The sequence below is a fragment of the Tatumella terrea genome (assembly GCF_039523755.1).
GTDB lineage: Bacteria > Pseudomonadota > Gammaproteobacteria > Enterobacterales > Enterobacteriaceae > Tatumella > Tatumella terrea.
This window is the reverse complement of the sequence record NZ_BAAAFX010000018.1, coordinates 346976-365245: the sequence shown is the minus strand read 5'-3', so window position 1 is coordinate 365245 and position 18270 is coordinate 346976. Positions and strand designations below refer to the sequence as shown.

The following is an 18270-nucleotide window of genomic DNA, read 5'->3' as shown; positions in this document are numbered from 1 at the left end:
GGCCGGAGAGGGGCTGACGGGGTTAGCGCACCGCGGATGACAGGCCTGCAGGCCCGGGGGCCGCTTGCGGTGGCAGGGCGGGTGGGCGGACAGGTATCTGTGCGGCCTCTGCCGGGCAGACGATCTCCCCGGGAAGTGTCAGGCGGTCATTCCGGTCACGGTGACCGGCTGTATTACCTGCTGCCTCGTTAACCACTGACGGCACATACGGCGGTCTGACCGGCAAATTGCCGGAAACGGGAGAGACCCGTGGGTTACCGGCAAAGGCGGCCAGCAATGCACAGTCTGCGGCCTGAGCCTGATGTCCGTCGGCGGCAGCGGGTTTCACCTGGCGGACCGCGGCAGGCTGGCCTGACAGCGCCTGTAATTGTTGCGGGGTGACGGCCGGATAGCCCGGGGCCTTATCCGGAATTTCGCTGACCGGCGGGATAGGGATCAGCGGACCAAGATAACGGGGTTCACTTTTAAAAATATACAAATCCGCCAGCGCCGCCATACGGGCGGCAATTTCACGGATACGGATCCCCAGCATATTCTTAGGGGACGGCACGGCAAAGCACTGCGCCTCTATGCCCTGATGCATAGCGATAAACAGCGCGCGTTCACAGTGAAAGCGCTGAGTAATAATCGTGAAGTCGTTAGTATCAAACACCTTGCGGGTACGGACAATGGAATCCAGCGTCCGGAAACCGGCATAATCCAGCACAATATCGGCCGGGTCGACCCCGGCTCGGATAAGGTCTTTGCGCATTGTCCGTGGCTCATTATAACTCTGCAGCGCATTGTCGCCGCTGAGCAACAGATAATTCACCTTGCCACTGTTATAGGCATTCAGCGCCCCCTGAATACGGTACAGGTAATACTGATTCCGTTCACCGGTCCGGTAATATTTTGAGGTTCCCAATACCACACCGACTTCACGGTGGGGCAGCTGACTGACGTTTTCATAAATATAGGGGGCAGTTTTCCAGCTGATCCAACGGTCAAGCCCTAATGCAGTCATCCCTGCCAGTACGATCAGGCAACAGATAAGGATAAAGAGACGTTTGAGCATGCGGCCGGATCACTCATCTGATAATTAAAAAGTGACTCAAGGGTACTTGAGCCACTCCGGTCAGGCAAGCGCAGACATTCCCGCTGCGCTGCCGGTGGAAGGTTCGTCTGTCCGGCACTCTCAGATTGAGGTACGGCGATAATGGCGATAAGCCGGGGTCCAGAAGTTATCCTCTACCGCCTGCGCCAGTGCTTCTTCAGAACTCTCCGCGGCGACCCCCGCAAGCCGGGCGGCACGGGCCACTTCAATCGCGATCTGCCGGGAAACCTGCTGGATATCCCCCAGCTCCGGCAAGACCGGGCCGGTCGGGTCAGTGGCGAGCGGTGAGCAATCGGCCAGCGCCCGGCTGGCACTCATCAGCATAGAGTCGGTCACGCGGCGCGCCCCGGAGGCGATAATACCCAGCCCGATGCCGGGGAAAATATAGGCATTATTGCACTGGGCAATCGGATAAACCTTCTCTTTCCAGGTGACCGGAGCAAACGGGCTTCCCGTTGCGATCAGAGCGGCGCCATCGGTCCAGCTGATAAGATCCGCCGGGGTGGCCTCAACGCGGGATGTCGGGTTGGATAAAGGCATGATGATGGGGCGCGGGCAGTGGCGGTGCATTTCACGAATAATTTCTTCGGTAAACAGCCCGGGCTGACCGGAGACACCTATCAGAACCGTCGGTCGGGCATGACGGACAACATCCAGCAGAGAAACCGAATCACTGCCGGTCTCCCAGCCGGCGATAGCCTCTGACGGCTGCACCAGACGGGCCTGGAAAGGTAACAGGTTAGTCAGTTTATCGGTCAGCAGGCCATACCGGTCGACCATCATCACCCGGCGACGGGCTTCGGCATCGCTCAGACCTTCAGACATCATTTCGTTAATAATCTGCTCTGCGATACCACAGCCTGCGGAACCGGCCCCAAGGAAAACAATGGTTTGTTCTGAGAGCGGGCTGCCTGCGGCCCGGCTGGCGGCGATCAGCGTGCCGACGGCCACGGCGGCGGTGCCCTGAATATCGTCATTGAAGCAGCAGAGTTTATCGCGGTATTTTTCAAGGAGCGGAGTCGCATTTTTCTGTGCGAAATCTTCAAATTGCAGTAACGCATGCGGCCAGCGCCGTTTCACAGCGCTGATAAATTCCTCAACAAAAGCATTATACTCTTCCTCACCAATACGGGGATGTCGCCAGCCCATATAGAGCGGGTCATTCAGCAAATGCTGATTATTGGTGCCGACATCCAGCACGATAGGTAAGGTGTACGCCGGGCTGATGCCGCCACAGGCGGTATATAATGACAGCTTGCCGATGGGGATCCCCATGCCTCCGATCCCCAAATCCCCGAGACCGAGAATGCGTTCGCCATCTGTCACGACGATCACCTTCACATTCTGTTTGGTGGCATTCTGTAACATATCTTCGATATGTTCGCGATTCGGGTAGGAGATAAACACACCCCGGGCACGACGGTAGATGTCTGAAAATTGCTCACAGGCCGTCCCGACAGTCGGGGTATAGATGATGGGCATCACTTCCTGAAGATGGTCTGCCAGCACCCGATAGAACAGCGTCTCGTTGGTGTCCTGGATATTACGCAGAAAGACATGTTTATCGATATTATTTTTGAACTCCTGGTATTGCTGCCAGGCCCTTTCGGCCTGTTCTTCGATGGTTTCAACGGTTTCCGGCAGCAGGCCATTGAGGTTAAATTCGTTACGTTCTTCGCGGGAAAAGGCACTGCCTTTATTGAGCAACGGAAATTCCAGCAGGATCGGGCCGGCATAAGGAATATATAGCGGTCGTTTACTCTCGTAATCCAGTTCCATCATTGATACTCCGTAGTAAAGCCCGGTAACCGATCGGGGCCACCGGAAGGGTTCAGTTGTCAGCACGTTACGTCTTTCCGGACGTTTTTTAAAGCGAATGCCCGCCGGAAATTTGTCAGATTTCCGGCGGATTCATCTCAGCTTATGTACGGGTAAGACGGACAGAGTCCAGATGCTGGCAGCCGAGCGCAGCCAGCGTGGTCTGAGTCGCACTGTGCTGAAGCAGAGTGGCATCGTCAGATTCGGCCAGCACGGCGCGCTGAATGTCGGTGCAATCCCCGCCTCTGATATTGAGCAGGATCAGCGCCGATTGCAGTGGCGGCAACGACGGATTATACGCAGCATTTTCCGCATAGCGGCCGGCATAAATTTTGCCGTCACGGGTTTGTAAGGCAACGCCGCTATAAGCCGCACTGTAAGGTGCATAACTGAGGCTGGCGGCACGAATCGCCGCCTGTGTCAGCGGGTCACCCTGCGGAACAAACTGCTGGTCATTGATATCCATCAGCACGCTGTGAATATTCAGGTCTGCCGGGCCAAAGGCCGCCGGCAGATAGTCAGCCAGGGTCCGCGGGGGATGGTCCGGCAGGCAAACCGTCAGAGACAGACCGCTGTTCAGCTCATTCATAAATTGCCGACAGTGACCACAGGGCGTGTAGTTAACGGTGATCGCCGCCAGTTTTTCCTCGCCAGAGAGCCAGGCGTGGGTAATGGCGCTCTGTTCAGCATGCACCGTCTGTTGCATGGTGGCCCCACTGAACTCCATATTCGCGCCGAAGTACCAACGACCGCTGACACCGCGGGCGATGGCACCGACGTTGAAATGTGAGATCGGTGTGACGGCACAACTGGCCGCCAGCGGGAGCAGCGCCAGGGCCAGGGCATCCCCGTCAAGGCCGGTCGCAGTCATCAGATGCTGCAATGTTTCCGGCTGCAGAATGGCCGTAAAATTCGGATCATCCAGCACGGGTTTCAGTGCCTGTTGCAAAGAGTTATCGAGGGTGGCAAATGCCGTGGTAAAACGTGGATGCATATCAAGCCTCATCGGGTGAGCCGGTTGTCCCTGATTTTTATAGGTGATCCCGGCCAGGGACACAATGTAATCTGTCCTGCTATTGCAGTTCTGTGTGATAAACCGCAAAGTTTACAAAAAGGGCAGCAGAGAGATGTCCGGCAGCAGAGGAAAAAAAAGCCGGTTTGCACCGGCTTCACGAAAGAGTTTGTCAGGATTAACGTACCGGCATACCGGGTTGGGCACCGCTGTCAGCAGACAGAATAAACAGGTCTTCACCCCCGTTACCGGCTGACAGCACCATCCCTTCAGAGACACCGAAACGCATCTTACGCGGGGCCAGGTTTGCGACGATGATCGTCAGGCGGCCGACCAGCACGGCAGGGTCCGGGTATGCGGCACGGATACCGGAGAAGATCTGGCGCTTTTCGCCGCCCACATCCAGCATCAGACGCAACAGTTTATCGGAACCTTCGACCAGTTCTGCCTGTTCAATCAGCGCGACACGCATATCGACTTTGGCAAAGTCATCGATGGTGATGACACCCTCCACAGAGGCCTCTTCTTTTTTGGCCGGTTTCGCTGCGGTCGCCGGCTTCTGTGCAGCGGCAGGTGCTGCCTGTGCAGCATCGTCTTTCGAGGCTTCCACCAGCGCATTGACCTTGCTCATATCAATCCGCTGATAAAGTGCTTTGAAAGGTGCCACGGTATGGCCGGTCAGCGGTTGCGCAATGCTATCCCAGCTCAGCTCGCTGTTAAGGAAGGCTTCACTGCGGGCAGAGAGTTCCGGCAGGACCGGTTTCAGCCAGGTCATCAGTACGCGGAACAGATGGATCCCCATCGAACAGATAGCCTGCAGGTCAGCATCACGGCCTTCCTCTTTAGCGACCACCCAGGGAGCCTGCTCATCCACATAACGGTTAGCCAGGTCTGCCAGTGCCATAATTTCGCGGATAGCACGACCAAACTCGCGGCTGGCCCAGGCGTCACCGATTTTCTCACTGGCATCGACAAAGGTCTGGTACAGCGCCGGGTCAGCAAGCGACTCAGAGAGCTTGCCATTGAAACGTTTAGTGATGAAACCGGCATTGCGGGATGCCAGGTTAACCACCTTGTTCACGACGTCGGCATTGACCCGCTGTACAAAGTCTTCCAGATTCAGGTCGATATCATCGATACGGGAAGAGAGTTTAGCCGCGTAGTAATAGCGCAGGCTGTCGGCATCCAGGTGTTCAAGCCAGGTACTGGCCTTGATAAAGGTACCGCGTGATTTGGACATTTTGGCACCGTTAACCGTGACATACCCGTGGACAAACAGGTTATCCGGCTTACGGTAGTTACTGCCTTCCAGCATGGCCGGCCAGAACAGACTATGGAAATAGACGATATCTTTACCGATGAAGTGGTACAACTCGGTGGTGGAGTCTTTTTTCCAGTACTCATCGAAGTCCAGATCACCGCGTTTATCACACAGGTTTTTAAATGAGCCCATGTAACCGATAGGCGCATCCAGCCAGACGTAAAAATATTTGCCCGGCGCGTCCGGGATTTCAAAGCCGAAATACGGCGCATCGCGGGAGATATCCCACTGCTGCAGGCCGGATTCGAACCATTCCTGCATCTTGTTCGCCACCTGTTCCTGCAGCGCGCCGGAACGGGTCCAGCTCTGCAGCATGTCAGAGAAGGAAGGCAGGTCGAAGAAATAGTGTTCGGAGTCACGCATCACCGGTGTGGCACCGGAAATCACGGATTTCGGCTCGACCAGTTCGGTCGGGCTGTAGGTGGCCCCGCAGACTTCACAGTTATCACCGTATTGATCGGCTGCCTTACATTTCGGGCAGGTGCCTTTCACAAAGCGATCCGGCAGGAACATGCCTTTCTCCGGATCGAACAGCTGTGAAATGGTCCGGTTTTTAATAAAACCGTTATTTTTCAGACTACCGTAAATTTTTTCAGAAAGGACGCGGTTTTCATCACTGTGCGTAGAGTGATAGTTATCATAACTGATATTAAAACCGGCGAAATCCTGCTGATGTTCCTGGCTCATCTCTTCAATCATTTTTTCCGGGCTGATACCCAGCTGCTGTGCTTTCAGCATGATCGGTGTGCCATGGGCATCATCGGCACAGATGAACCAGACAGTATTGCCACGCATTCGCTGGTAACGCACCCAGATATCCGCCTGGATGTGTTCCAGCATATGCCCGAGATGGATAGATCCGTTAGCGTACGGCAGGGCGCACGTTACCATTATTTTCTTTGCGACTTGAGTCATAGTTTGCGTAGCTTTCTGTTATTTGGAAAAGAGTCTGAATGGTAACCGAAGGCACCCTTAACGTAAACAAGTGCCGGGCGATAAAGGCAGGATCGCTGACCTGCCGGTCAATCTGCTACTATAAGCGAAGAAAAATTGTTTACCGGACGGGCCGTGGGTCACGTCCCCGTAAGAAGGAGAAGGGAGAATGCCGGCACTCACCCCGGAAGAATTACATGCACAGGTCAGTGCGGTAGTTGCCGCGTTTCAGCATCCGACCCTGCAACAGGATCTTATTCACCTCCATGCCCTGCACCATGTGGCAATGCTGGATAATGTTTTACACATTGAACTGATCCTGCCGTTTGCCTGGCAGTCGGGCTTTGTGTCATTGCAGGAACAAACGACCGGCACTCTTTGCCGGCTCACCGGTGCCGACCGTGTGGAATGGCGACTGACTCATGATATCGCCACCCTGAAACGGGCCAAAAATTTGCCAGGCGCGAAGGGCGTAAAAAATATTATCGCGGTCAGTTCCGGGAAAGGGGGCGTCGGCAAATCGTCCACGGCCATTAACCTGGCCCTTGCGCTGCAGGCTGAAGGGGCGACCGTAGGGGTGCTGGATGCGGATATTTACGGACCTTCTGTGCCGATGATGCTGGGTTGTGAGGGCGAACGTCCCTCATCACCGGACGGCAAGCACATGGCCCCGGTAATGGCTCACGGGCTGGCAACCAATTCGATAGGATATCTGGTCACCGACGATAACGCGATGGTCTGGCGCGGACCGATGGCCAGCAAGGCTCTGATGCAGTTGCTGAATGAGACCCTTTGGCCGGAGCTGGATTACCTGATTGTCGATATGCCCCCCGGCACCGGCGATATCCAGCTTACGCTGGCGCAGAATATCCCGGTAACGGCGGCCCTGGTGGTGACGACACCTCAGGATGTTGCGTTGCTGGACGCGAGAAAAGGCATTGTGATGTTCAATAAAGTCTCGGTCCCGGTGCTGGGGATTATCGAAAATATGAGTATGCATATCTGCAGCCAGTGCGGGCATGCGGAAGCCATTTTTGGTACCGGAGGGGCGGAAGCGCTGACGGAAGAGTACGGGATCCCTCTGGCCGGCAAGATCCCGTTGCATATTTCGCTGCGTGAAGACCTGGATGCCGGGCTGCCTACGGTCAGTCGCTGGCCCGACGGTGACTTTACCCGACTGTATCGCGATATTGCGGGAGCGATAGCGGCCCGACTGTACTGGGATGGCGAGGTCGTTCCGCCCGATATCGCTATCCGTATCCTGTAACCGGTCGGGAGGTCATCCCCCCCTGCGCCGTGGGCCCCCGCGGCGCATTACCGGTGACTCCTCCGGACTATCCCGGGACCAGGATACCCGCCCCGTTCGCCGTCGGCCTCGCACACACATCTTTTCGACGGACCCTGTTCATCCTGTGTTCCGCCGGAAAGCGATGCGGGTTACTTCACCGGACTATCCCGGGACCAGGATACCCGTTGTCTGTTCGCCGCCGGGCTTCGCACAAACATCTTTTCGACGGACCCGTGATTCGTGTGGTCTGCCGGAAAGCGGTGCGGGTAATTTCTCCGGACTATCCCGGGACCAGGATACCCGCCCCTGTTCGCCGTCGGGCTTCGCACACACATCTTTTCGACGGACCCTGTTCATCCTGTGTTCCGCCGGAAAGCGGTGCGGGTAATTCCTCCGGACTATCCCGGCAGCACCAGATACCGTGGAAGTTTAATAGGTTTCGGTGATTTCATTGATAATGACAGTGTATTAGCCGGTGTTTCCCCTGGCGGGTATTCTGTAACTCAACTTTTCATGGAGGGCAACTCATGTCAATTATCAATACCCAGATTAAACCGTTCAAAAACAGTGCATTCAAAGATGGCCAGTTTGTTGAACTGACAGAAAAAGATGTAGCAGGTAAGTGGAGTGTCTTCTTCTTTTACCCGGCGGATTTTACCTTTGTCTGCCCGACTGAGCTGGGCGACGTTGCTGACCACTATGACGAATTTCAGAAACTGGGTGTCGATATCTACTCAGTCTCTACCGATACCCACTTTACCCATAAAGCATGGCACGGCAGCTCAGACACCATCGCTAAAATCCGTTATGCCATGATCGGTGACCCGACCGGTGCGCTGACCCGTAATTTTGACATCATGCGTGAAGACCAGGGGCTGGCTGACCGTGGCACCTTTATCGTCGACCCGGAAGGTATTATCCAGGCGGTAGAAATCACCGCTGAAGGTATCGGCCGTGATGCTTCTGACCTGCTGCGTAAAGTGAAAGCGGCTCAGTACGTGGCCACTCACCCGGGAGAAGTATGCCCGGCGAAATGGAAAGAAGGTGAAGCAACACTGGCTCCTTCACTGGATCTGGTCGGCAAAATCTAATACACCGCACCAGTCGACGTATTTTCACGGGTGCTCTGGCACCCGTTTTTTTTGTCAGGGGAAATGACCATGCTCGATACAACGTTAAAAAACCAGCTCAGCAGTTATCTCGAAAAGCTGACCCGTCCGGTAGAACTCATTGCCAGCCTGGATGACAGCAAAGCTTCAGCAGAGGTGGGTGAGCTACTGGAACAAATTACCGGTCTGTCAGATAAAATCTCACTGCGCCGCGAAGACGCCCTGTTCAGCCGGCAGCCTTCATTTATGATTGCGCAGGCAGGGCAGACGCACGGACCAGTATTCTCTGGCTCTCCCCTGGGACACGAATTTACGTCACTGGTTCTGGCACTGTTACAGACCGGCGGACATCCATCGAAAGAGAGCCAGCAGTTACTGTCCCAGGTGGCAGAACTTGACAGTGATCTGCATTTCGAAACCTATTATTCGTTGTCCTGCCATAACTGTCCCGATGTTGTTCAGGCGCTGAACCTGATGGCGATCCTGAACCCGAAAGTCACCCATACCGCGATCGATGGCGGTGTTTTCCGTGAAGAAGTGGAGCAGCGCCAGGTGATGGGCGTGCCGGCCGTGTTCCTGAACGGTCAGAATTTTGCGCAGGGCAGACTGTCGCTGAGCGAGATTGTCAGCAAAGTAGATACTAATGCCGGTAAAAAAGCAGCGGAAGCACTGAACCAGCGTCAGCCTTATGACGTGCTGATTGTCGGCAGCGGGCCTGCCGGCGTTGCCGCTGCGGTCTATGCTGCCCGGAAAGGGATCCGCACCGGACTTATCGGCGAACGTTTCGGGGGACAGGTCCTGGATACCGTCGATATCGAAAACTATATTTCAGTCCCCAAAACCGAAGGTGGCCGTCTGGCAGGTGCTTTACGTCAGCACGTTGACGATTACCAGATCGATGTGATTGAAGCACAATCGGTAAGCCGTCTGTCGCCTGCCGAAAACACCGGCGGACTGCACAGCCTGACGACGGCATCCGGCGCGACACTCAGTGCCAAATCCGTGATCCTGGCCACCGGTGCCCGCTGGAGAAATATGAATGTGCCCGGTGAAGAAGAATACCGTACCCGCGGCGTCACCTATTGTCCGCACTGTGACGGTCCTCTGTTTAAAGGTAAACGCGTTGCGGTCATCGGCGGGGGTAACTCCGGGGCCGAGGCTGCCATTGATTTAGCGGGTCTGACTGAGCATGTGACCCTGCTTGAATTCGCGCCCGAAATGAAAGCCGATAAAGTCCTGCGCGATAAGCTGCACAGTCTGCCGAATGTCGAGGTGATCCTCAATGCGCAGACCCGTGAAGTGGTCGGTGATGGTCAGCAGGTGACTGGCCTGCAATATCAGGACAGACTCAGTGGTGAGCTGCATAATGTGGCATTATCCGGCATCTTTGTGCAGATAGGTTTATTACCTAATACCGGGTGGTTAACGGATACCTTGTCGCTGAACCGGTTTGGTGAAATCGAGATCGACAGCAAGTGTGAAACCAGCCACAAAGGAATTTTTGCGGCAGGGGACTGTACCACGGTGCCCTATAAGCAGATTATTGTGGCCTGCGGGGAGGGCGCAAAAGCATCTCTGTCGGCATTTGACTATCTGATCAGAACACCTTCTCTGAACGGATAAACACTCGTCAGGTCTTCTTCAGCCATCTGTTGTTAATCATCCCTGCGGTTATCAGTGATAACCGCAGGGATTTTTTATTTCAATTTCACTTTTTCCCGGCACCTTAATTATCGGTGACGGTCATTAATTATTACTTATCCTCGCCCTTATATTCCTGCCGGAATATTAATATTATTAATCTTAACGCTATTTAATTATTTAAATAAAATTATCGGTGACGGTTAATTTTTATTATTTGTTTTATTCGCACTTTATGGTGAAAATGGCAGAATTAGCTGCCGCATAATTTTCGCTCTTTTACAGGACGACTCAGGCCTGTATATCAGCCATGACAGACGATAAATAAATGAAAAATAAATATAAGGTATTCAGCCTTGTGGCTATATTTTGCGTAATTTCTAATGCCAGCAGTCAGACTTCCCGCCCGGATCCTGTCGACTTTTATCAGTTACCTCCGTTGCCCCTGACAGAGGGCGGGACGGTACGTCAGGCTCCGTCTGTACAGCCCGAAAACACCCAGCCACCCCGTCAGCGTTATGATCGCTGGTTCCCGCTGCTGGGGGATAAGGCGGTACAGATGGGTTATGAATTACCGGAGCCTTTCGGTATTGGTATTAATTATATGAATATCCGCCAGAATATTAATGTGAAATCCATCGCTTTCAGCGGGCTGGGGATTGGGAATATGGCTTTTCCGGGAGATCTTTTTAATATTGATGCCAGTAAAACCCGGCAATATAGTCAAACCCGTACCCTGCGTCTGGATAGCTGGGTTCTGCCTTTCTGGAATGTTTATGGCATTGCCGGAAAGACCCGCGGTCATTCCATTTCTGCTATCGGTGTCGACTCCGATCCGGGCCAGTTTAAAGGCAACCTGATAAACCAGATGATCTCCGGCATTATTCACGGTATGCATAATGCCGGGAATTTCGATAATCTGAATTTCGAGCTGAAATTTAAAGGGACTACCTATGGCCTGGGCACCGTACTGGCAGCAGGGACGGGGGACGGCTATGCCCTGGTCGATATTAACTACACTCAGACCCGTTTCGATATTCTTGATGGCAGTATCGATGCTCTGACAATCTCACCCCGTGCGGGATACCGTTTTGATACTCCGGGTTTTGCTGCTATGGGTCTGCCCCCCGGTAAACTGAACCTCTGGGTCGGTACCATGTATCAGAATGTGCAGCAGGAGTTCAAAGGTAATCTCAGTGAACTGTCGATGCCGGCATCTCTGAAAGCCCTGATGGCCCTGGCGAACCAGAATGGCAAAGGGCGTTTCGATGTAAAACAACATCTTCAGTCGCCCTGGAACATTCTGCTGGGGGCACAGTATGGCATTACAAAACATTTTAATCTGGCAACGGAGCTCGGGTTCGCTAAGCGGAACAGTATTATGGTTTCCGGCGAATACCGATTCTGATGCATTGTCGTCATCTCCTTATCCCGTTGCTGATGAGTTTGTCCGTACCGGTTAATGCAGTGGTTCCGGGACTGCCGACCCGCGATCAGGTAGACCGCTGGCTGGCCCCGCTGGGGGCAGATCGATCGTTCGATACCTCAGAAGCCATCGACTGGGGCGTTATACCGGGACCTTTTTATACTCCGGAACTGGGCATCGGTATCGGAGTCGCGATGGCCGGCTTATACCGGCCGGACAGTCAGGATCAGACCAGCCAGAACTCGACCATTACCCTGAGCGGCTATGTAAGCAGCACCGGGGCTATCGGGCTGCGGTTTACTAATCACAGCTTCCTGGCCGGTGATCGCTGGCGTTTCTTTCTGCCGGGCATGCTGAGCCATACCCCTACGTATTACTGGGGGCGTGGCTTTCGGGCCGGCAGCGATCGTCGCAATAAACAGCAGTATCTCTCAGAGGAAATTCGTTTTACGCCACGGCTACTGCGGCGCATTGCACCCTGTACTTACCTTGGTGTGGGCTGGTCACTGGACAATATGCAGGCGTCGGGGTTTGCCGACCGGCAAAAAACGGGTCCGGAACAAGAACCCGATGGGGCGGCAGTCTTTAGCAGCGGTCCGTTGCTGAGCCTGAGTTATGACAGCCGGGATTATCTTTCAGACCCGCGTCGCGGGGTGAATGCCAGTCTGCAATATATCCGTTACAGCAAACCGACCGGCAGTAATACGCGCTTTGATCGCGGGACGGTGCACTTCAGTGCTTATCATTCGCTGGATGATCAGCGGGTTGTTGCCTGGGAGGTCAACACTGTGCTGACTCAGGGGCAGGTCCCCTGGAACATGCTGCCCTCGCTGGGCAGTAGTGATCATTTCAGGGGATATTATCCGGGCCGTTTCCGGGACCGGGATATTCTGACAACCCAGCTGGAATATCGGCAGTCACTCAGCTGGCGGCATGGTGTGGTGGGCTGGATAGGCGGCGGTACCCTGGCTTCAGCCATTTCCCGGCTGGGCAGTGAGCACTGGTTACCGACGCTCGGGGCAGGGTACCGGTTCGCCTTTAAGCCGGGCATGAATATTCGTCTGGATTACGGGGTTGGCAAAGGAAGCCGTGCTTTTTATTTTCAGGTAGGAGAAGCCTTTTGAATCTGTGGAGAAGTAGTCTGCTCGTCATTGCGGCCTTGTACGGGCAGTCTGTCAGCGCGGTGCTGACGATCGGCAGCGATTTTTCCTGGTTACCTCAGCAACAGGCAACTCAGGCCTGGCCGGTGGCTGCACCGGCCGCGATGCCGGATGGGCTACGCCCCTGTTGTGCGTTCGGTTACGGGCTGAAAACACAGCTTTTCGGGATCCCCGTTCCGTTTTACCGTATCGGAAATATTGCGGAATCCGGGATGCTGGGGGAGCACTCTTATAATGACAGCCCCTTCACTTCGTTACTGGCGATCAGCGGACTGGGGACGGAAAAGAATGGCATTATCTTTACCCGACGTGGCGGATTTATTGATACGGCCCATATTCGCGACAGTGCCGATATGACCTTTTATCTGCTTACCCGCCTGTATCCGCAATTGGGTAAAGCCTTTACGCTTTCACCGGGCGGGGAAGAGCTGGCCCGGCGTAAGGTCGTGTTCAGGGCATTTACGCCCCCGGCCGACCCGGCGCAGGCATATACTCTGGCGGTCTGGTTGTCAGCCCGGATAGCGTTTGATATGGCGGCCTGGCATGAGATTGCTCAGTGGTACGGTTATGAGTCCGTACCCGGTTTTCCGGAGGGGGTATCGGCCTTTTCACCGGAGGATCTCTATTCAAATCTTATCGGGGCACGGCTGGCCGCGTCTGTGCTGCTCGATGGCCATGGCTATAGCCGGACAGGCTTTAACCTGGCGATGACGACCGTGTTGACGGACGCGCTGGTGCAGTTAGGTGGTGTGCCGGCAGCCCAAACCCGTATTCGGTTTGACCGGGTGGATAAACGCTGGTGGGACAGGTCAAAAGCGATACCGCAAAAATTTTTGTTGTTAAAACGTAATTATCAGACGGGCAGTGATCGTGTACCGACACCGGTACCGGGAGAGCCCCTGGCCGTATTACGTCTCACGCTGCCAGCGAGGATTGCCGGAGAGACACTGGAGCCCCTGGCAGAATTGCAGCTCTGGCCGGGAAAAACGATGGAAAATCTGCCGCCACCGGCCCGCTACTATACCCGCAGGGATTTCCCCGCATTGGCTTCGTTTGCCCGGTTAAACGACCAGCAGCAGTTACGTCAGATGGCGGGGGGCGGGTAATCCCGGTGGGATGCCCGGCAGCGCGGAGAAGCGCGGGCTGCCGGGACATCCGCCCCGGAGGTTATTTAATCAGGCGGGCTTTACAGTTCCTGCCCTTAATTTTGACCTGTTGCAGTTGCTTCAGCGCTTTTGCTGCAGAAGCTTTGCGAATGGCGACATAGGCATGGATCGGGAACATATCAATTTTACCGACATCTGCAGCCGTCAGTCCGGCATCGCCGGTCAGTGCCCCGAGAATATCCCCCGGACGAATTTTTGCCTTACGACCCCCATCAATACAGAGGGTGGTCATTTCGGCTTCCAGCGGCACCGCGGAGCGTGGCAGATCCCCGGCGGATAACCATGTCGGTTTGAGACCGATGTAGTCTTCCAGGGCATTCGCCCGCTGAATTTCGGCCGGTGCGACAAAGCTGACGGCCAGACCTTGTTGCCCGGCGCGCGCCGTACGGCCGATGCGGTGAACGTGGACTTCCGGGTCAAAAGAGAGTTCGTAGTTAACGACCATCGCCAGTTCACGAATATCCAGCCCGCGGGCGGCGACATCCGTGGCGACCAGCACCCGGCAGCTGTGGTTGGCAAAACGTACCAGCACCTGGTCTCGTTCACGTTGCTCCAGGTCACCGTGCAGAGCCAGTACACTGATTTGCTGGCCGGACAGTTCGTCACAGACTTCCTGACAATCACGTTTGGTATTACAGAACACCACACAGGACGCCGGCTGATGTTTGCTCAGCAGCGAGCGTAACAGCGACAATTTTCCGCCGCGGGAGGTTTCATAGAACTGCTGTTCGATATCCGGTAATACAGAGACATCCCCGGTAGAGATGGCCACCGGGTCGCGCTGGATCTGTGCGCTGATCTGTTCAATATTCTGCGGGTAGGTGGCAGAAAACAGCAGGGTCTGGCGCGCGGTGGGCAGGTGAGAAACAACGTCATCAATGGCGTCGGCAAAGCCCATATCAAGCATGCGGTCAGCTTCATCCAGGACCAGTACTTTGGTGTGCTGCAGGCGCAGACTGTTTTTACGCAGATGTTCCTGAATTCGTCCCGGCGTTCCGACCACAATGTGTGGGGCATGGGCAAGGGAGGCCAGTTGCGGTCCCATCGGCTGGCCGCCGCAGAGCGCCAGGATTTTTATATTGGCGGTGAAGCGAGCCAGCCGGCGCAATTCTTTACTGACCTGGTCGGCCAGCTCACGCGTCGGGCAGAGCACCAGTGACTGGGTAGTAAAATGCGACACATCAATCTGTTGCAGCAAGCCGATACCAAAGGCTGCGGTTTTTCCGCTGCCGGTTTTAGCCTGCACACGGACATCGCGTCCCTGCAGAATTACGGGCAGGGCTTCGGCCTGCACCGGCGTCATGGAGGCGTACCCCAGTTCGGTCAGATTATCCAGTTGCGCAGCGGGCAGCGTCAGGGAAGCAAAAGATTGGGTCACAGGATTTACTCTACTCAGGCATTTACAGGGGATGTACCGCGACTGTCATCGAAGGATGATCGCAGACAGACGGGCACTAAGAGAGGCCATTATATCAGAGATGCTACCCTTGGGCAGGAAGAATATGATTGACAGACGGACGGCACCTGCCAGCCTGTTGCTGAACCGCTGAACCGCTGAACCGCTGAACCGCTGAACCGCTGAACCGCTGAACCGCTGAACCGCTGAACCGCTGAACCGCTGAACCGCTGAACCGCTGAACCGCTGAACCGCTGAACCGCTGAACCGCTGAACCGCACCTGCGGCAGGGCTCACCGGCGCGATCCGCGGTTCAGTGCCTTATCACTGCGGGGCGGTGCCCAGAAGTTCGCTCTCTGCCGGCAGACGGCAATGGATGGCCTGCGGCAGGATCTCCATACGGAAGTGGGTGCCGCTCAGGGGTTCCCCGTCCAGATTAAAGGTCATTGACTGATGGGCGGTGATCTCCAGTGTCCGGCTGCGGGCGCGCAGAATATTGGGGTTATCGTCCTCCCGTGTCAGCGTATGCATCAGGGTCGGTAACCATTCGGCGGCCGTAATAATGCTGACGTCCATCAGACCATCATTAATCAGTGCCCCCGGGCATAATCGCTGGCCTCCGCCGGCCTGACGGCCATTCCCGATCCCAATCACCAACGCATCTCCCTGCCAGTTAAACTCCTCACTGCGGATTTCACAGCTGTCGGCCTTCAGGCTGTCGACCCGTGACAGGCCATGCAGCAGATAAGAAACGCCCCCGAGAGCCGCCTTCAGCCGTGCCGGGGTTTCTGTGGTGATCCGGGTCCCGAAGCCGCCGGTCGCCATATTGATAAAATAACGCTTATTATTGACACGGATGATATCGACCGGGATCACCGGGCCTGTCACGGCGACCCGCAATGCCGCAGCAGGGTGCAATGGTATCCCCGCGCTGGTGGCAAAATCATTGGCTGTACCCAGCGGTAATACGCCCAGTACCGGACGTTGGTCCATGGGCAGCCGGGCCAGACAACTGACAATTTCGTTAATGGTGCCATCACCGCCCCCGGCAATGACCGTATGAACGGATAATTCCCGGGCTTCCTGCAGATAACGTGCGGCGTCTCCCGGTTCCCAGGTCACACGGACCGCAATGGTATGGCCTTCGGAACGAAGGTCCTGTATCGCCTGCCGGAGGATCTCGTTACCGGCGCTTTTTCCGTTGAGGATCGCCAATACATTGTACGTATTTGCCATCGGTACTTCCTGCTACTCAGACTAAGATGGGGGAAGGTATAGCACAAAACGGCGTAACATCGCACGGTGAGAAAGGCTGAAAAAGAACACCCGCCGGGGGGGCCAGGCGGGTGAATAAGATGTTGTCTGAGGTAATCAGAGCATCAATACTCTTCGTTATAATGGGGTCATACTAACGGATAGCATGGCCCCTGGTTGTGATCTGATTCTCAAACGCGTGCAGTCAGGCTTTTTCTGTACCCATGGGGGCCTGAGTGGTGGCGCCTGCCGGTAAATTACGGAGCAGCAGGGCGAAATCCAGCCCGAGTTCCTCAGGGACTTCCAGCCAGACTTTATGGCCGTCACCCGGGGCAACATCGACCGGCTGACCTTTACCGTTTTGCAGAGTCTGCAGCGTAAACGTCAGGTTACCCGCCGGGGTCATGATTTCTAACGAGTCATTCAGTAAAAATTTATTTTTAACCGCCACCTCCGCCAGGTTCTCCCGGCGCTGACCGGTAAACTCGCCGACAAATTGCTGACGATCAGAGGCAGAATACCCCTGCTGATAGTTCTGATAGCTGTCATGAGTATGACGACGCAGGAAACCTTCGGTATAACCGCGGTGGGCCAGTCCTTCGAGGGTATGTAACAGGCTGGGGTCAAAAGGTTTTCCTGCCGCGGCATCATCGATGGCCCGGCGATAGACCTGGGCGGTTCTTGCACAGTAATAAAATGACTTGGTCCGCCCCTCGATTTTCAGTGAATGGACACCGGCCTGACTCAGCCGTTCTACGTGTGCGACTGCCCGCAGGTCTTTGGAGTTCATGATATAAGTACCATGTTCATCCTCGAACGCACTCATTGGCTCTTCCGGGCGCATTTTTTCACTCAGCAGAAAGACTTTATCTGTGGCCGGGCCTTGTCCGAGGGTCGGCTCTATCGCCGTCACCGGGATCGGGTCATATTTTTCGACGATATTCCCGTTCTGGTCTTCTTTCCCTTCCTCGACTTTATAATCCCAGCGGCAGGCGTTGGTACAGGTGCCCTGGTTTGGGTCCCGTTTATTCAGATATCCGGACAGCAGACAGCGTCCTGAATAGGCCATACACAGTGCGCCATGGACAAAAACCTCTATTTCCATCTCCGGGACCTGCTGACGGATCTCTTCTATCTCTTCCAGAGAGAGTTCGCGCGACAGAATGACGCGGGTCAGCCCCATCTGTTTCCAGAACTTCACGGTCGCCCAGTTGACGGCATTGGCCTGCACAGAGAGATGAACCGGCATCTGCGGGAAGGCTTCCCGGACCAGCATGATAAGCCCCGGATCCGACATAATTAACGCATCCGGTTGCATATCAATCACCGGTTGCAGATCACGGATAAAGGTCTTCAGCTTGGCATTGTGAGGGGCAATATTGACCACCACATAAAATTTCTTCCCGAGCTGATGGGCTTCGTTGATCCCCTGTTGCAGGTTTTCGTGGCTGAATTCATTGTTACGTACCCGTAAGCTGTAGCGTGGCTGGCCGGCATACACGGCATCTGCACCGTACGCGAAGGCATAGCGCATATTCTTCAGGGTACCTGCGGGAGACAGAAGTTCTGGCTTAAACATGGTCACTCTCATTTCTGATGTCAGGTCAGTGCACTCGGCGAGCGCATCAGGGTGCGGACAGACAACCCTACAAA

At 55.2% G+C, this 18270-nt stretch carries 12 protein-coding genes and 1 pseudogene; 6 read left to right on the top strand and 7 right to left on the bottom strand.

Features of this window, described 5'->3' with window-relative positions; genetic code table 11:
• Positions 1-355: 355 nt before the first annotated feature.
• The 4 genes and pseudogenes from sanA to metG all read right to left on the bottom strand — a co-directional run.
• A pseudogene (sanA, locus tag ABD035_RS14965) lies at positions 356-1054 on the bottom strand (outer membrane permeability protein SanA); the annotation flags it as partial.
• A gap of 120 nt (positions 1055-1174) precedes the next feature.
• Positions 1175-2872 carry an NAD-dependent malic enzyme gene (locus ABD035_RS14960; protein ID WP_343871031.1) on the bottom strand — a complete coding sequence of 566 codons (1698 nt, stop codon included), beginning with the start codon at positions 2870-2872 and terminating at the stop codon, positions 1175-1177.
• A gap of 142 nt (positions 2873-3014) precedes the next feature.
• Positions 3015-3905, bottom strand: coding sequence for a cytidine deaminase (gene cdd / locus ABD035_RS14955; RefSeq protein ID WP_343870985.1), 891 nt, complete (start codon positions 3903-3905; stop codon positions 3015-3017).
• Between the two features lie 196 nt (positions 3906-4101).
• Positions 4102-6159 (bottom strand): methionine--tRNA ligase, encoded by a 2058-nt coding sequence (gene metG, locus ABD035_RS14950; RefSeq protein ID WP_343870984.1) that lies wholly within the window; start codon positions 6157-6159, stop codon positions 4102-4104.
• Positions 6160-6346: 187 nt separating this feature from the next.
• Between metG and apbC the strand changes: the two genes are divergently transcribed.
• From apbC to ABD035_RS14920, 6 genes are all read left to right on the top strand, one after another.
• Positions 6347-7444 (top strand): iron-sulfur cluster carrier protein ApbC, encoded by a 1098-nt coding sequence (gene apbC, locus ABD035_RS14945; RefSeq protein ID WP_343870983.1) that lies wholly within the window; start codon positions 6347-6349, stop codon positions 7442-7444.
• A 548-nt stretch (positions 7445-7992) separates the two neighbouring features.
• Positions 7993-8556: an alkyl hydroperoxide reductase subunit C gene (gene ahpC / locus ABD035_RS14940; RefSeq protein WP_212713945.1), complete on the top strand. Its 564-nt coding sequence runs from the start codon at positions 7993-7995 to the stop codon at positions 8554-8556.
• 69 nt (positions 8557-8625) lie between these two features.
• Positions 8626-10197 carry an alkyl hydroperoxide reductase subunit F gene (gene ahpF, locus ABD035_RS14935; RefSeq protein ID WP_343870982.1) on the top strand — a complete coding sequence of 524 codons (1572 nt, stop codon included), beginning with the start codon at positions 8626-8628 and terminating at the stop codon, positions 10195-10197.
• A 346-nt stretch (positions 10198-10543) separates the two neighbouring features.
• Positions 10544-11623: a hypothetical protein gene (locus ABD035_RS14930; protein ID WP_343870981.1), complete on the top strand. Its 1080-nt coding sequence runs from the start codon at positions 10544-10546 to the stop codon at positions 11621-11623.
• Positions 11623-12765: a BamA/TamA family outer membrane protein gene (locus ABD035_RS14925; protein ID WP_343870979.1), complete on the top strand. Its 1143-nt coding sequence runs from the start codon at positions 11623-11625 to the stop codon at positions 12763-12765. The genes ABD035_RS14930 and ABD035_RS14925 overlap by 1 nt, the downstream gene beginning before the upstream one ends.
• Positions 12762-13907 (top strand): DUF4056 domain-containing protein, encoded by a 1146-nt coding sequence (locus ABD035_RS14920; RefSeq protein ID WP_343870978.1) that lies wholly within the window; start codon positions 12762-12764, stop codon positions 13905-13907. Before ABD035_RS14925 ends, ABD035_RS14920 begins: the two co-directional genes overlap by 4 nt.
• 61 nt (positions 13908-13968) lie before the next feature.
• Here the strand turns inward: ABD035_RS14920 and dbpA are convergent, their stop codons facing one another.
• From dbpA to trhP, 3 genes are all read right to left on the bottom strand, one after another.
• Positions 13969-15345 (bottom strand): ATP-dependent RNA helicase DbpA, encoded by a 1377-nt coding sequence (gene dbpA, locus ABD035_RS14915; protein ID WP_343870977.1) that lies wholly within the window; start codon positions 15343-15345, stop codon positions 13969-13971.
• A gap of 342 nt (positions 15346-15687) precedes the next feature.
• Positions 15688-16599 (bottom strand): lipid kinase YegS, encoded by a 912-nt coding sequence (gene yegS / locus ABD035_RS14910; RefSeq protein WP_343870976.1) that lies wholly within the window; start codon positions 16597-16599, stop codon positions 15688-15690.
• Between the two features lie 223 nt (positions 16600-16822).
• Positions 16823-18196, bottom strand: coding sequence for a prephenate-dependent tRNA uridine(34) hydroxylase TrhP (gene trhP / locus ABD035_RS14905; RefSeq protein ID WP_343870975.1), 1374 nt, complete (start codon positions 18194-18196; stop codon positions 16823-16825).
• Positions 18197-18270: the final 74 nt, after the last annotated feature.

Bases quoted from the DNA above. Each gene is read 5' to 3' on its own strand.
- ABD035_RS14960 (WP_343871031.1), bottom strand. From the start codon at position 2,872: ATGGAACTGGATTACGAGAGTAAACGACCGCTATATATTCCTTATGCC.
- cdd (WP_343870985.1), bottom strand. From the start codon at position 3,905: ATGCATCCACGTTTTACCACGGCATTTGCCACCCTCGATAACTCTTTG.
- metG (WP_343870984.1), bottom strand. From the start codon at position 6,159: ATGACTCAAGTCGCAAAGAAAATAATGGTAACGTGCGCCCTGCCGTAC.
- apbC (WP_343870983.1), top strand. From the start codon at position 6,347: ATGCCGGCACTCACCCCGGAAGAATTACATGCACAGGTCAGTGCGGTA.
- ahpC (WP_212713945.1), top strand. From the start codon at position 7,993: ATGTCAATTATCAATACCCAGATTAAACCGTTCAAAAACAGTGCATTC.
- ahpF (WP_343870982.1), top strand. From the start codon at position 8,626: ATGCTCGATACAACGTTAAAAAACCAGCTCAGCAGTTATCTCGAAAAG.
- ABD035_RS14930 (WP_343870981.1), top strand. From the start codon at position 10,544: ATGAAAAATAAATATAAGGTATTCAGCCTTGTGGCTATATTTTGCGTA.
- ABD035_RS14925 (WP_343870979.1), top strand. From the start codon at position 11,623: ATGCATTGTCGTCATCTCCTTATCCCGTTGCTGATGAGTTTGTCCGTA.
- yegS (WP_343870976.1), bottom strand. From the start codon at position 16,599: ATGGCAAATACGTACAATGTATTGGCGATCCTCAACGGAAAAAGCGCC.
- trhP (WP_343870975.1), bottom strand. From the start codon at position 18,196: ATGTTTAAGCCAGAACTTCTGTCTCCCGCAGGTACCCTGAAGAATATG.